The sequence below is a fragment of the Kitasatospora sp. NPDC059812 genome (assembly GCF_042732075.1).
Taxonomy (GTDB): domain Bacteria; phylum Actinomycetota; class Actinomycetes; order Streptomycetales; family Streptomycetaceae; genus Kitasatospora.
Genome location: NZ_JBHWIO010000056.1, coordinates 44,531 through 58,171, shown reverse-complemented (window position 1 = coordinate 58,171; position 13,641 = coordinate 44,531). Strand labels below are relative to the sequence as shown.

Sequence of the window (13,641 nt, the reverse complement as noted above, 5' to 3'; positions counted from 1 at the left end):
GGGGGACGGGTTTGTGTTATAGCCCCCGGCCGTTCGGCACCCGCCAGCGGGGCACCGTTTTTTCGTGCTTTTCATGCTTTTCATGCGGTGGCGTGCGGCGAGCGGTGCGGCGGTACAGGCGCCGCATCACCCGACGCAGGCGCCGGGGGGTGGTGGCCGGACAGATCCTGGACTATCTGGCGGCGCTTGCCCGACCCTGGCGGTGCCCGATGGCCGGGATCAGTTCTTCCACACGCCCCAGTAGACGTCGGCGTTGTCGCCGGAGCCGCTCTCACGGGTGGTGCGGAAGACGCTGCTGGTGCCGTTCTCGTCGTAGCTGTTGGAGCCGGCGTAGGGGTTGGCCCAGTGCAGCTGGACGGTGTTGTTGTTGCGCCAGCCTTCCTCGCAGCCGTAGGTGCTGAACGTTGCCCAGCCCTCGGTGCCGGTCAGGAACCCGTTGCTCTCCGACTGGAAGGTGGCGTCGCCGGTGTTCCCCAGGATCTGCGGCGGCTCCTGGCCCTGCGTCCAGATGCCGTGGGCCAGAGCGTAGCTGGTCCGGTAGAGCGAGCAGCCGGTTCCGTTGTGCAGGTGGACCGTGGTGCTCCGGGCTGCCTGGACGGTGGCCTGGGCGGTGACCGGGGCGGCCTGGGCGGTGCCGGTGGCGATGGTGCCGAGCCCGATGGCGCTTACCGCAGCCAACGCCGCGAAGCGTGCGGAGGTACGCATGGTTCCCTCGATTCCGTGTGCCTTCGGTGGGTGGCGCGGGCTGTGTCCCGCGCCGTGATGAACGATGCGCCGCGCCGACAGACAAACGATGGACGGCGCGGCCCGCGCCGTTCACCGCGCCGTTCGCAACGCCCGTCCATCGTTTGTCAGTTGGCTTGGTGTACGAGCACCCGGGCGGCCGCCCGTCCCGCCGAAGGCCCGGGAGTCGAGTGCCGGGACTGTCGCCGCTGCGGGACGTCCTCCCTCACAGTGGAGTGAGGATGTCCTGGTCCGCCCCGTCGAGGACGAAGCCGTTGTCCAGCCGGACCCGGACCGTCACCCGGTTCCCCCGTTCCCGGTGCGCGATCCACTGCGGCTCCAGCACGGCGATCTCCGCCTCTAGGCGCTCGCGGCTCGCCACCGGCATGGTGTGCCCGTAGTCCTCGAACAGCGCTTTGAGCCGCTGGTACTCGCGGACCTCATGGCTCTCCGGGAGTTCTCCGTCCACCCGCTCGACGGTGCCCTCCATCCCGGATCCCAGCGAGAGGAACCCGACGACGGCCCCGGGCTCCCCGGCGACTGCCTCACCGATCCCGAGATCCTCGGCCAACCTGACGCGCCGGCCTTCCTTCAGGGTCATCCGTCCTCTGCCTCTCCATCGATCGAGGCCGCCGGCGCCGCTGGCCCGCGGCCACGGCCATTATCCGCGGTCGCTGCACGGCGTACGGCCCCCGGTGGCAGGGCCTCCGCCGTCTCCCTTCCCCCTTTCTGTTGCGCCCCCCCGGTACCGCCCCGGGCCCGAGCAACGCTCCATGCCGTTTCGGCAACCTGGTGGCATGGCGAACGCGAAGAAGGACGTCCTGGACGCGGTCGGCCCCCGCCTGCGCGAGCTGCGCCGCCGGCGCGGAATGACGCTGGCGGAACTCGCCGAGCGGACCGGGATCAACGAGAGCACCCTCTCCCGCCTGGAGGGCGGCACCCGCAAGCCCACCCTGGAACTGCTGCTGCCGCTCGCCGAGGTCCACGCCGTGCCCCTCGACGACCTCGTGGGCGCGCCCCGCACCGGGGACCCGCGCATCCACCTGCGCCCGGTGGTCCGGGACGGGATGACCTACGTGCCGCTCAGCCACCCCGGCGGCGTCCAGGCCCACAAGCTCCTCATCCCACCCGCGCCCGGCATCGAGCCGGAACTGAAGATCCATGAGGGCTTCGAGTGGGTCTACGTACTCGCGGGGAGGCTGCGCCTGCTGCTGGGTGACCAGAGCCTGGTCCTCAGAGCGGGCGAGGCCGCCGAGTTCGACACCCACGTACCGCATTGGCTCGGACCCGACGGCGACCGGACCGTCGAACTCCTCGTCCTCTTCGGGCACCAGGGCGAGCGGGCCCACCTCCGAGCCCGCACCACCTGACCCGCACCCCGGCCGGACCGGCCCTCATGCGGTCGGCTCGGCAGAAGTCGCGGCGCCAGTAGGGTGGTTGAGCCGACGCAGGGTGGTGCCGGCCGATCGCGTCGAGTCACCGGAGGCTTGTACGGTCTTCGGTGTCACGCCAACGAGGTCATCGCGGTGGCGCACTTCCTGGGGGGATTCATGAGGCTTCGACGGCCTGGTCGGTCGGATCGCTCGAACGGCACGCCGATCGTGGTGGCGTGTCTGCTGGCGCTGGATGTCATCCTGTTCGCCGCCGTCCTTCAGGCCGCGCTTGGGCATGGGCTCTGCCCGGCCCTCGGCGGGCGTCAATGCGGCGGACGTACTGCTGTCCCTCGGTTGGTCGTCGCGTTCACGGCGACACTGGTCACCGGCGGCCTGTGCCTCTGGCGGCGGCGCCCGGCATCCGCAACCCTCCAGCTCGCCCTGGCCCTCCTGTTCGGCTTGTCGGCCGTCAGTACCCCCTGAGGGATATTCGGTGTTCTGCCGGCCCAAGAGGACACAGGATGGTGTGCATGACTTTGGCCACCCCCGTTCTGCACACGGCTCGCCTGCGACTGCGCCCCTTCACCGACGCCGACGCGGACTCCCTCTTCGCGCTGCACAGCAGCACCCGTGTGATGCGCTACTGGGACTCCCCGCCGTGGACCGAACAGGCCCGCGCCGAGCGCTTCATCGCGATGTGCCGGAAGACGGCGGACGAAGGCACCGGGGCGCGGGTGGCCATCGACCGTGCTTCCGACGGGGCCTTCGTCGGCTGGTGCGGTCTGACCGGATGGAATCCGGACTACCGCAGCGCGTCGTTGGGCTACTGCCTCGACGAAGCGATGTGGGGCCACGGCTTCGCGACGGAGACCGCAACCGCCGTGCTGCAGTGGGCATTCGACGCACTGGACCTGAATCGGGTTCAGGCCGAGACCGATACGCGCAACGTGGCATCTGCCCGGGCCCTGGAGAAGGTCGGATTCGTGCGTGAAGGGACGTTGCGAGAAGACTGCGTCGTGAACGGCGAGGTATCCGACTCGTGGGTGTTCGGGTTGATCAGGCGAGAGTGGCGGCCGTCGGCCGATTCGGGCCGGTGACACGCGGGGGCATTGCTGCCACCCTGGGCGTATGAGTACGGGCCAGGCCCAGCCGCTGTGCATGGACGTTGCTCCACGGCCCCGGGAGGGTGACGCCGCCTCCCTGGCCCAACCACCCACGCCCGTAACCCCCATGCTCTGGTCCCACCGATCGTTGTTTCTCCGGGAGGTACGGTGACCGGCCGAGTCATCTACGCGTCGTTCGAGTTCCAGTTCCCGCTGGGCGGCATTCGGGTGCTGAACCAGCAGGTCGCGCTGCTGCGGGCCGTCGGCGTCGAGGCGTTTCGCTGGACGCCCACGCCGGGATTCCGCTACACGTGGTTCGACGACGACGTGCCGACGCTGTCCGGCATGACCTTGGACCTCGGGCCTGAGGACGTGCTCGTGGTGCACGAGGTCAGCGTCGTCCCGGGGCACGACCCGGCGCCCGGCGGCCACAAGGTCATCTACTCGCAGGGGCACTACGTCAACTTCCTGACCTGCCCCGACCCCGGCCCGTATCCGGGCTGGTCGGACCGGCCGGCTCTGTGGACGATCTCGAAGGCGGGCGTCGACATGTTCCGCCGCGCCCTGCCCGAGTTCGAACCGCACCTGGTGCCGAACGTCATTGACACCGAGTTGTTCCGACCGGCATCGACCGAGCGGGTTCGGCGCATCGCGTGGATGTCCCGCAAGCGCCCGATCGAGACCACGCTGCTCCGCCGTCTGCTGCACGCCGACCCGCGGTCCGAGGGCGTCGACCTGTACGACATCCACGCGGTCCCCCACGAGGAGGTCGCTCGCGTCCTGTCCGACACGTCGGTGTTCATCGCGTTGGGAGCACCCGAGGGCGAGGGCTTCGGATTGCCGTTGGCCGAGGCGATGGCCAGCGGCTGCCTGGTGACCGGTTACGCCGCCGGCGGCGGAGCGGAACTGTTCGACTCGCCGTCCGCGTGGCGGATCCCGGAGCTCGAAACGGACCGGCTGGCGGACAAGGCCCTTGAGCTGCTCGACCTGCCCGGCCAGGACGAGGTGCGGAGGGCGGGCCGTCAGTGGGTCGCCGACCGGTACACCACCCGGGCCGCCGTCGAGGCACTGACCGAGGGCATCCGCCAAGCGCGGGCCCTCCCCGGTGGTGCGGCGACGGCCACCCATCCGGCCGCCTGGATGGAGGAGTTGTTGAGGCGCTTCCCGGTGCCGCCGGAGACACACGCCCGGGTGGAACCACCGGCCGCTTCGTAGTGCTCCAGCCGGACTGCTCCATTCCCGCCGGCCACCGGCCCGAAGGCCCGAAAGGCCCGAAAGCGGGGAGCGACGGCCCGCACCAGCGTGGTGTGGGCCGTCGCCACCTCGCACAACCCCGTTCCCGGCGGGTGGAGCAGCAGGTCGGGCCAGCCATCGACCTGCCCACCCACGGCCCTCTGCGACAGGCTTCAGCGGGAGTGTTGCGGCACGGGCGAGAGGTGCAGTTGCTGCGGGGCGGAGTGCAGGTGTGTCGAGAGGTCCGGCAGGGGGGCGGTGTCACCGGTGGTGAACCACACGAGGACGTCCTCGCCGGCCCGTACGGGCAGGGCGGGGAAGTCGTTCTCCACGTGTTCGGTGCGGTGAACCGCCAACGGCGGGGTCCGGGCGGCCAGTTCGGGGCGCAGGTGCCGCTCGAAGTGGTCGGCGAAGGCGGCGGGGTCCAGGGGGTGGCAGATGGTCGCGACGACCGGTCCGGCGTCGGCCGGGGCGGTGAAGCCCGGGCCGCGCAGCAGCAGGACGTCGTCCGAGTCCACCATCGTCGCGTTGGCGGCGTCCCGGTGCTCCTGCCAGACCGGCCCGTAGTAGAAGGCGTGCAGTGCCCGTGCCCGCGACGCCATGTCAGGGAAGCTGCGCAGCCAGACGAAGCGGTCCGGGTCGTCCAGGTCCCGGAACCGGCCGCCGACGGTGATGCCCACCGCCTGCTGTCCGGTCACGAACTCCCGCTCGAAGAGGTCGAGCAGAGTGTCGCGGGCACCTGGGTGCAGGGTGTACTGGCGCAGTTCGACGATGCTCACGAGGCGTCCTGCAACTGGACACGGCTGAGCTCCGTGACCCGGTCGAGCACCCGGCTGTGTCCGCCGTTCACGGAGAACTCCTGCCCCCGGCTGTCACCGTCGGCCGGAACCCCGGTGAGTCTGCGGACGGCCATGCCCCGGGAACCGTGGAGGAAGTCGGAATCGATCATGGCCGCAGGCTAGAACCGGTCCACTGACACCTCCTGTCAGTGGATACTGACAGCCGTGCGCGCCAGCCGACTGATCTCACTGCTCCTGCTCCTCCAGAACCGGGGAAGGATGACGGCCCAGCAGCTCGCCGACGAGCTGGAGGTGTCGGTCCGCACGGTCTACCGGGACCTCGAAGCGCTCGGCGCCGCCGGGATCCCGCTGTTCGGCGAGGCCGGTCACGGCGGCGGCTACCAACTGCTCGACGGGTACCGTACCCGGCTGACGGGCCTGACCGCCGATGAGTCGCAGGCCCTGTTCCTGGCCGGGCTGCCCGGCCCGGCGGCCGAGTTGGGCCTGGGCGAGGTACTGGCGGCCGCCCAGCTCAAGCTGCGGGCCGCCCTGCCGGCGGAGCTCCGCGAGCGGGCCGGGCTGATCCAGGAGCGCTTCCACCTCGATGCGCCCGGCTGGTACGGGGACGTGGACGAGACGCCGCACCTGGCGGCCGTCGCGGCCGCGCTCTGGGACCGGCGCAGGGTGTGGGTCCGCTACCGGCGGTGGAAGGCGCCCACCGAGGTGGAACGGCGACTGGAGCCGTACGGACTGGTCCTCAAGGCCGGCCGCTGGTATCTGGTCGCTGCCGCGGGCGGTGCCACCCCGCGTACCTACCGGGTCGACCAGATCCTCGAACTGCGAGAGCTGGAAGAGGAGTTCGAGATACCCGCGAGCTTCGACCTGGCTGCACACTGGCGGGACGGGCTCGCCGACTTCCATGCCCGACTGCACACCGGGGAGGCGACGGTGCGACTGTCGCCGAGCGGTGTCGCCCGGGGCCGCGAGCAGCTCGGCCGCGCGTTCGACCGGGCGGTCGCGGATTCGGGGGTGGCCGAGGCGGACGGCTGGACCAGGGCGTCCGTGCCCATCGAGTCCCTCGGCCACGCCCACGACGAGTTCCTGAGACTGGGCACTGACGTGGAGGTCCTCGAACCACCGGAGCTGCGTGCCCGGCTGGCCGCGACCGCCCGCGCACTCGCCGACCGGTACGGGGCCTGACGTAGGCGCATTCCCGTCCCTGCGCTCCGACCCTGCCCTCCGACCCTGACGGGACGGGTGCCGGGTTGCCTGTCCGCCGGCCCGGGCCGGCCTGCCCGATCCGCTGAGCCGATTCGCTGGGGTCGATCCGCTGGGTCGCGCGGTGCGATGTGGTGCATCGAGACGCTTGACCGTTCCGGCGGGGCCATTTGATAGTCGACGAGCCCGCCGAACTCGCCCACTTCCACCCGCTGATCACCGTCGCACCGGAACACCGACCGGGCCCGTGACCGACGGGCACCCTCCATGGTGGTGGTGCCGGGGCTACTTGCCGGCGGCTGCCATGGAGGTGACGGCGTCGGCGATGGTGGCGCGGTAGTTGCCCATGTGGGGGTTGAGGACGCGGGTGTCGGGGGTGAGTGGGAAGTTGTGGGTGGCGGCGAGGGGCATGTTGGTGTCGTCCTGGTCGGCGAGGACGTTGATCTCGTTGATGTCGGGGGTGGTGCCGGTGGTGGCACCGCCGGGGTTGAGGTCGATGACGACGTAGGCGTTCTGGCCTGCGGGGACGGGGAAGCGCAGGGTGCCGCTGGCGAGTACGGGCCGGATGTTGTTGCTCTGGTCGCGGGCGGTGGAGTTGCCGAGGTTGACGCCGGGGGAGGAGCTGAGGCTGCAGGCGGTGGTGCCGGTGTTGTGGACTTCGATGACCCGCTGGCTGGGTGCTCCGGGGCGTGCGGTGACGTGGATGGAGAGGTTGCCGATGTCGCACGGGGTGGCGTCGGCGGGGGCGGGGGCGTTGCCGCCGCCGGGTCGGGCGCTGGTGGAGGGGCTGGTGCCGGACGGCGTGTGCGGTGCGCTCGTGGGGGTGTGCGACGCCGCGCCCGTGGCCGGTGCGGTCGGTGACCCCGCTGCGGGAGCAGCGCCGGTGGGGGCCGCGCCGGTGGGGGCGGGTGCGACGGCCGCGGTGGTGGGGGAGGCCTTCGGGCCGGCGGCCGGGTCGGCGTTGTCGGGCCCGCAGGCGGTCAGGACGAGTCCGGCCCCGACGGCGAGGACGGCGGTGACGAGCAGCGGGCGACGGCGGCGGACGGACATGGTGGCTCCCCGATGGCGATGTGTGCTGGCTTGCTGGACACCCACCATGACGGTTGGTCAGTGCCTTTCGGTGGCACGCGTGGCGTCACAATCACCAGGACATCGCGAGGACCGGACTGTGACAATCCATCGGGGAGCTGCGGGTTGACACGGCGCACTTCGGGCCGGTCGGAGCCAGCCGGTCAGAGCCAGCCGTTCTGGGCGGCCTTGATGCCGGCCTCGAAGCGGCTGCTGGCGTTGAGCCGCTCCATGATGGAGGCCATGTGGCGGCCGACGGTGCGGGAGGAGATGCCCAGGCGCTGGCCGGCGGTGTCGTCGGTGAGGCCGGTGCCGAGCAGGCGCAGCAGTTCGCGTTCGGTGGCGGTGAGTCCGGTGGTGGGGTCGCCGGGGGCGGTGGCGCCGAGCGGGACGGCGGTGTTCCAGGCCTGTTCGTAGAGGTCGAGCAGGGCGGTAAGGATGCCGGGTTCGGTGACGTGCAGTGCGCCCTTGCGGTGGTCCTCGGGGTCGATGGGGACGAGGGCCTCGCGGCGGTCGGCGATGACGATGCGCTGGGGGATGGTGGGGGCGGTGCGGACTTCGCCGCCCTGGCTGAGCAGCCAGTGGGCGTACCCGGTGACGTGCGGCTGGTGGCGGGTGGAGTCCTGGTAGAGGGTGCGGATGGTGATGCCGCGGGCGAGGGCGCCGGCGTCTCCGGGGCGGGAGGAGTCGAGGTCTTCGGCCCGCTGGTTTCCGGGCTGGCTGCTGAGGGCTTCCGTGGTGGTGGTGCGGCTCATCTGTTCCAGGCGGTGGTGGACGGCGTCCATGCCCAGCAGGCGTTCGCCGTGGGCGGCGTGGTGTTCGGCGCGTTCGGCGACCATGCGGGTGACGGCGGCGCGGGACGCGGCGAGGGCGGCCTGGCGGGCGGCGAGGTCGGCTTCCTGGCGGGCGAGCATCTCGGCGAGGCCGACGGCCGGGTCGACGGCGCGCATCCGGCCGGGGTGGTCGGCGGAGGCGCGTACGAGCATGAGGGCGCCGAGTTCGTCGAGGCAGTCGTGGACCTGGGTGGCGGTGGTCGCGCAGCGCCCGGCTATCGCTTCGACGTCGGCGGCGGGGTGGTCGAGCAGGGCTTGGTAGACCTGCTCGGCGCGGGCCGATAGTCCAAGCGCCTGCAACATGGTGTCCCCCTTGTGTGATGATCCGTGAGCTCTCGTGGCTGTGACAGCACACGAAGCTTCATGATCCTTTCATGGGATGACACCGCCCTCAAGGTCGGATATCCGGCCTCGACGGCAGGCCGCGCCGTCCAGTTCTTGTCATGCCCGCGACAGCCTGTCCGGAGTCGGACAGGCCGATTGGCGACACCCGCAAGGCCTTCCGAGCCGCCCCCCGACCGGCAAAGCTAGTGATCGCCGCCAGGAAGTCAGCCCGGACGGCAGCCGGACGGCGCGTCGACCGCGGGACGCACCGATCGGAGAAATCCCTTCGTGTCAACAACAGTTGAGGACAACCGATCGTGATCCAGACCCGTATCGCCAAGGCCGCCGCGGCCATCGCCATCTCGCTGGGCGCGCTGCTCGCCGCCCCCGCCGTCCTGTCGGTGAGCGCCCAGGACACCGCCGTCAACGCCAGCTTCGGCTGGGGCGGCTGACCCGCGGATGGACGTCATCTACGCCGCCCTGCACCGCCGGGAGAGCGTCGGGCCGGTTCCAGCCGGCGAGGCGGCTGAGGCGGCCGAGGTGACTGAGGTGGACAAGGCAGGTGAGGCGGCCGAGGTCCGCGCCGTCCTGTGGGCTCACGCCCGCCCCGACGACGGCCTCCAGCACATCACCGTCCGAAGCGAGGCCGACCGCGTCGACCTGCTCGTCTACCTCGCCAGCCGTGACCCCGCAGTTGCGGAGGACACCCTGAGCCGGGCCCACGTCCTGATCGCCCGAGGCCACCAGGCCTCACCCCTGATGCGCCGGCGCTACCAGCCACCGGCGCCCCCCGGCCGCTGAACCCGCGCCGCCGCTGAACCCGCGCCGCCGCTGCTGAACCCGCACGACGCTGTCCGGCATCCGATGCCGTCTCGAACTCGCAACCCGCAACCCGCAACGCGCAACGCGCATGAGGAGCTCCGCCATGCCTTCGTCCACGCTGTCCAGGCTTGCCCACGTCGCCCTCGCGGCCTCCCTCGCCGCTTCCGGTGCGATAGTCGCGACCGCCGTCACCACCACGGCGGCCCACGCGGCCACGGCCACCGCCGCCGCCGCCGTCTCGGCCTCGTCCTCGTCCTCGATCGACGGCAAGGTGACCCGCAGTGAGGTCATCCAGCGGGCGCAGTACTGGCTGGGCAAGCAGATCGCCTACAGCTGGGAGGGCTGGTACCCGGACTCCAGCGGCCGCAACTACCGTACGGACTGCTCGGGTTACGTCTCCATGGCCTGGCACCTGGGCGCCAGCCCCAACACCAAGGGCATCGCGGACTCCTACACCTACGAGATCCCGCGCAGCGAGCTCAAGGCCGGCGACGTCCTCAACAGCTACTACAACCACGTCCTCCTCTTCGAGAAGTGGGACGACGCCGCCCACACCACCTTCTCGTACTACGCCTTCGGCTCCGCCCCGGTGAAGCACGTCACCGGCGCCTCCATCAACGGCGCCCTCGACTCGCACCCCAACAGCGAGTACAAGGCCCTGCGCTACAAGAACATCGTCGACGACGTCCAGACCCGGGCCACGAAGGCCGGCGTGTACCACCCGTCCACCCAGACCTTCTACGAAGGCGACAACACGGGTTCCACGCTGGGCTCGGCGAAGTTCGGCAACGCGGGCTGGACCCCGTTGGTCGGTGACTGGAACGGTGACGGCGTCGCCAGCGTCGGCGCGTACGACCCGGCCACCGCGACGTTCTACCTCAGCAACGACAACAGCACCGCCGCCGGGACCGCGAAGTTCGGCAACCCGGGTTGGATCCCGCTGGTCGGTGACTGGAACGGTGACGGTGTCACCAGCGTCGGCGCGTACGACCCGGCCACTGCCACGTTCTACCTCAGCAACGACAACAGCACCGCCGCCGTGACCACGACGTTCGGCAACCCGGGCTGGATCCCGCTGGTCGGCGACTGGAACAAGGACGGCAGGGACAGCATCGGCGCGTACGACCCGACGACCCAGACCTTCTACGAGAGCAACGACAACAGCACGGTCGCGGGCTCGGTGAAGTTCGGCAACGCGGGCTGGACCCCGCTGGTCGGTGACTGGAACAACGACGGCGTCACCAGCATCGGCGCGTACGACCCGAGCACCCAGACCTTCTACCTCAGCAACGACAACAGCACCACCGCCGCCAGCTTCGTCTACGGCAGCCCCGGCGACGTCCCGATCGCCGGCCGCTGGTAGTCCGCCCCCAACCGACACGAAAGGAAGTCAGCTGAGCATGCCCGAGAACAAGTCGACCACCCGTCACACCGGTTACACCCGTCGCACCCGCTCGCTCGCCGCTGTCGCCCTGGGGGCGGCCGTCCTGTCCGTCGCCTCCCAGGCACCGGCCCAAGCCGCCTCGGTGGGCACCTGGGACAGGGTCGCCCAGTGCGAGAGCACCGGGAACTGGAGCATCAACACCAACAACGGCAACTACGGCGGCCTGCAGATCGCGCTGCCCACCTGGAAGGCCTACGGCGGCCTGGCTTACGCTTCCCGGCCCGATCTCGCCACCAAGAAGCAGCAGATCCTCGTAGGGGAGAAGATCCTCGCCGGCCAGGGCCCCGGCGCCTGGCCCAACTGCAACGCGGGCCTGAGCACCGACCACGCCAAGCCGTACTCGGACCGGATCGGCGCGTACGACCCGGCCACCGCCACCTTCTACGAGAGCAACGACAACAGCACCGTTGCGGGCTCGGCGAAGTTCGGCAACCCCGGTTGGATCCCGCTGGTCGGTGACTGGAACGGCGACGGTGTCAGCAGCGTCGGCGCGTACGACCCGGCCACCGCGACGTTCTACCTCAGCAACGACAACAGCACGGTCGCCGTGACCACGACGTTCGGCAACCCGGGCTGGATCCCGCTGGTCGGCGACTGGAACAAGGACGGCAAGGACAGCATCGGCGCGTACGACTCGGCCACCGCCACCTTCTACGAGAGCAACGACAACAGCACCGTTGCGGGCTCGGCGAAGTTCGGCAACCCCGGTTGGACCCCGCTGGTCGGCGACTGGAACGGCGACGGCGTCACCAGCATCGGCGCCTACGACCCGAGCACCCAGACCTTCTACCTCAGCAACGACAACAGCACCACCGCCGTGACCGCGAAGTTCGGCAACCCCGGCTGGAAGCCCCTCGTCGGCGACTGGAACGGCTCCGGCAAGGACAGCGTCGGCGGCTACGACCCGGCCACCGCGACGTTCTATCTCAGCAACGACAACAGCACCGCCGCCGTGACGACGAAGTTCGGCAACCCCGGCTGGATCCCCCTCAAGGGAAGCTGGTAACCGCTCACCGACCAGCTCACCCGGACGCGAACCGGGGCCGGCGGCGGGCCTTGAGGACCGCGGCCGGACAACACCGCGCACACCGGGCGGCGGCCTGCACCATGAGGTGCAGGCCGCCGCCGTTGGCGCGAGACTGGCGGGCAGACAAGGGAGGGCACCGATGTTGACCGATACGTCGACCAGCGCCGGCAGGGCGATCCTGCTTCACGACCGGCACCCCACGCTGGAAGAACTCGCCGACACAGCACACCTGTTGGCCGCCAGGCACCCGGAACTCTGCCGCGTGCGCACCGCCGGAACCTCCCGCGCCGGCCAGCCGCTGGTGCTCCTGACGATCGGCCGCGCCACCGCCACCGACAGCGTGCTGATCGTGACGGGTGCGCACGCCGACGAGTTCTCCGGCCGCGCCGGCATCGTGGAACTGGCCCACCGGGTCCTCGCGCAGCCGTCTCTGCACGAGGCGGTGACCTGGAACTTTCTGCTCTGCCTCGACCCCGACGGGGCACGCCTCGCAGAGGTCGGCGCCGGCACCCGAAGCCTGCCCGAGTACTTCGAGCACTACTTCCGCCCCGCCGCCGAGGAACAGCCCGAGTGGGCGCCGGCGATCGGCGGGAGACTGCCCGAGAGCCGGATCCTCCTCGACCTGATCGACGACCTCCGGCCGTCCCTCCAGTTCTCCCTCCACAGCGCCGACGTCGGCGGGACCTTCCTCCAGTCGACCTGCGATCTGGCCGGCCTCGCCGAGCCGTTCGCAAAATCCGCCGCCGGACTCGGGATCCCGGTCGAGACCGGCCCCTACGACGCCTTCTGGCTGCGCGAAGCGGGCCCGGGCGTCTTCATGATGGCGCCGCACCACATCGACCAGCAGGAAAGCAGCACCGGAATGCTGGCGCCACCTCACGCCGACCAACCTCGCGCCGGCCAGCCTCACCCCGACCAACCTCACGCCGACCAACCCCAACCTCACCCCGACCAGCAGCAGGAGACAGGAGGCGTCCGCGCCACCACCTGGTTCGCCCCCCAGCGCTACGGCGGCGAGACGGTCATCGTCGAGACGCCGGTCTGGGCCAGCGCCCACCTCGGGGACACCCGCCCGGCCGACGACCCCTACGCGCGCCTGACCGCCTGCGCCGGCCAGGTCCGGGAGCGCGGACGCCTGGTCACCGACCTGATGGACGAAGTTCTGCCCCACCTGGACGACACCGCCCTGCTCCGGGCCGCGCGCACGCCGCTGACGGCATCGCGGCAACTGGCCCACGAATGGGACCCGCAGGCCGCCGGACAGCGCCTCCTCCACCCGAGGCCCATGACGGAGGCGAGACTCGCCGGCATCGAACTGTGGGCCCACCGGATCCCGGTCCGCGCGGCCGCGCTGCTCCGCCGCGCCGCCGAGGCGGCCAAGGCACCCACCACACCGGCCACCGCCCGACTCGACCACCTCCTCCAGGACTGGTGCGCCCAGTACCAGCAGCGCTTCCAGCCGCTCTGGCTGCCCGTCGCCCGCCAGGCAGAGCACCAGGCGAACACCGTCCAGGCCGCCGTGGAGCTCAGCCGTCCGACGAGGCCCGGCGTTCGGCGCGACCGGTAGAGCGCTCCGCAAAAACCCGTTTGGTGGGCGAGGTGACCGCTGCTATGTTTTCGGAGGCCGTGCGAGAGAACGAGGAGGTGGTACCCGTGAACGCAGTATTCACATGGGTGCTCTCCTCCGGGGTCAC

General features: G+C 70.8%; 16 protein-coding genes. 10 read left to right on the top strand and 6 right to left on the bottom strand.

The features are described from left to right. Nucleotides 1-219: 219 nt before the first annotated feature. Nucleotides 220-705: a hypothetical protein gene (locus tag ACFV6D_RS25435; RefSeq protein WP_380428304.1), complete on the bottom strand. Its 486-nt coding sequence runs from the start codon at nt 703-705 to the stop codon at nt 220-222. A gap of 244 nt (nt 706-949) precedes the next feature. Then, on the bottom strand, nt 950-1,324 hold the full coding sequence (locus ACFV6D_RS25430) for a hypothetical protein (protein WP_380561221.1): 375 nt from the start codon (nt 1,322-1,324) through the stop codon (nt 950-952). Between the two features lie 196 nt (nt 1,325-1,520). Here ACFV6D_RS25430 and ACFV6D_RS25425 point away from each other — a divergent pair, with 196 nt between their 5' ends. The 4 genes from ACFV6D_RS25425 to ACFV6D_RS25410 all read left to right on the top strand — a co-directional run bounded on the left by ACFV6D_RS25425 (nt 1,521) and on the right by ACFV6D_RS25410 (nt 4,414). Then, on the top strand, nt 1,521-2,093 hold the full coding sequence (locus ACFV6D_RS25425) for a helix-turn-helix domain-containing protein (RefSeq protein WP_380561220.1): 573 nt from the start codon (nt 1,521-1,523) through the stop codon (nt 2,091-2,093). A 156-nt stretch (nt 2,094-2,249) separates the two neighbouring features. After that, on the top strand, nt 2,250-2,579 hold the full coding sequence (locus tag ACFV6D_RS25420) for a hypothetical protein (RefSeq protein ID WP_380561219.1): 330 nt from the start codon (nt 2,250-2,252) through the stop codon (nt 2,577-2,579). A gap of 47 nt (nt 2,580-2,626) precedes the next feature. Next, nucleotides 2,627-3,193: a GNAT family N-acetyltransferase gene (locus ACFV6D_RS25415; RefSeq protein ID WP_380561218.1), complete on the top strand. Its 567-nt coding sequence runs from the start codon at nt 2,627-2,629 to the stop codon at nt 3,191-3,193. Nucleotides 3,194-3,367: 174 nt separating this feature from the next. After that, complete coding sequence (locus ACFV6D_RS25410; RefSeq protein WP_380561217.1) at nt 3,368-4,414, top strand: glycosyltransferase; 1,047 nt, start codon at nt 3,368-3,370, stop codon at nt 4,412-4,414. A 191-nt stretch (nt 4,415-4,605) separates the two neighbouring features. On the opposite strand, the gene ACFV6D_RS25405 is transcribed toward ACFV6D_RS25410, so the two are convergent. Continuing rightward, the gene (locus ACFV6D_RS25405) at nt 4,606-5,211 is read right to left on the bottom strand and encodes an NIPSNAP family protein (RefSeq protein WP_380346287.1); all 606 of its coding nucleotides are present in this window, start codon (nt 5,209-5,211) and stop codon (nt 4,606-4,608) included. Next, complete coding sequence (locus ACFV6D_RS25400; protein ID WP_380346286.1) at nt 5,208-5,381, bottom strand: hypothetical protein; 174 nt, start codon at nt 5,379-5,381, stop codon at nt 5,208-5,210. Before ACFV6D_RS25400 ends, ACFV6D_RS25405 begins: the two co-directional genes overlap by 4 nt. A gap of 55 nt (nt 5,382-5,436) precedes the next feature. On the opposite strand from ACFV6D_RS25400, the gene ACFV6D_RS25395 reads away from it, so the two are divergent. Next, nucleotides 5,437-6,411 carry a YafY family protein gene (locus tag ACFV6D_RS25395; protein WP_063352617.1) on the top strand — a complete coding sequence of 325 codons (975 nt, stop codon included), beginning with the start codon at nt 5,437-5,439 and terminating at the stop codon, nt 6,409-6,411. Between the two features lie 303 nt (nt 6,412-6,714). Here the strand turns inward: ACFV6D_RS25395 and ACFV6D_RS25390 are convergent, their stop codons facing one another. Next, nucleotides 6,715-7,479 carry a DUF4232 domain-containing protein gene (locus ACFV6D_RS25390; protein WP_380561216.1) on the bottom strand — a complete coding sequence of 255 codons (765 nt, stop codon included), beginning with the start codon at nt 7,477-7,479 and terminating at the stop codon, nt 6,715-6,717. 182 nt (nt 7,480-7,661) lie between these two features. Then, entirely contained in the window at nt 7,662-8,633 is a 972-nt protein-coding gene (locus tag ACFV6D_RS25385; RefSeq protein ID WP_380561215.1) for a LuxR C-terminal-related transcriptional regulator, read from the bottom strand. 338 nt (nt 8,634-8,971) lie between these two features. On the opposite strand from ACFV6D_RS25385, the gene ACFV6D_RS25380 reads away from it, so the two are divergent. From ACFV6D_RS25380 to ACFV6D_RS25360, 5 genes are all read left to right on the top strand, one after another. After that, entirely contained in the window at nt 8,972-9,106 is a 135-nt protein-coding gene (locus ACFV6D_RS25380; protein ID WP_380379470.1) for a hypothetical protein, read from the top strand. Nucleotides 9,107-9,113: 7 nt separating this feature from the next. Then, complete coding sequence (locus ACFV6D_RS25375; RefSeq protein ID WP_380561214.1) at nt 9,114-9,455, top strand: hypothetical protein; 342 nt, start codon at nt 9,114-9,116, stop codon at nt 9,453-9,455. A gap of 124 nt (nt 9,456-9,579) precedes the next feature. Next, nucleotides 9,580-10,839, top strand: coding sequence for a VCBS repeat-containing protein (locus ACFV6D_RS25370; RefSeq protein ID WP_380561213.1), 1,260 nt, complete (start codon nt 9,580-9,582; stop codon nt 10,837-10,839). Between the two features lie 37 nt (nt 10,840-10,876). Next, entirely contained in the window at nt 10,877-11,926 is a 1,050-nt protein-coding gene (locus tag ACFV6D_RS25365; protein ID WP_380561212.1) for a transglycosylase family protein, read from the top strand. Between the two features lie 160 nt (nt 11,927-12,086). Then, the gene (locus ACFV6D_RS25360; protein ID WP_380561211.1) at nt 12,087-13,514 is read left to right on the top strand and encodes a M14 family zinc carboxypeptidase; all 1,428 of its coding nucleotides are present in this window, start codon (nt 12,087-12,089) and stop codon (nt 13,512-13,514) included. Nucleotides 13,515-13,641: the final 127 nt, after the last annotated feature.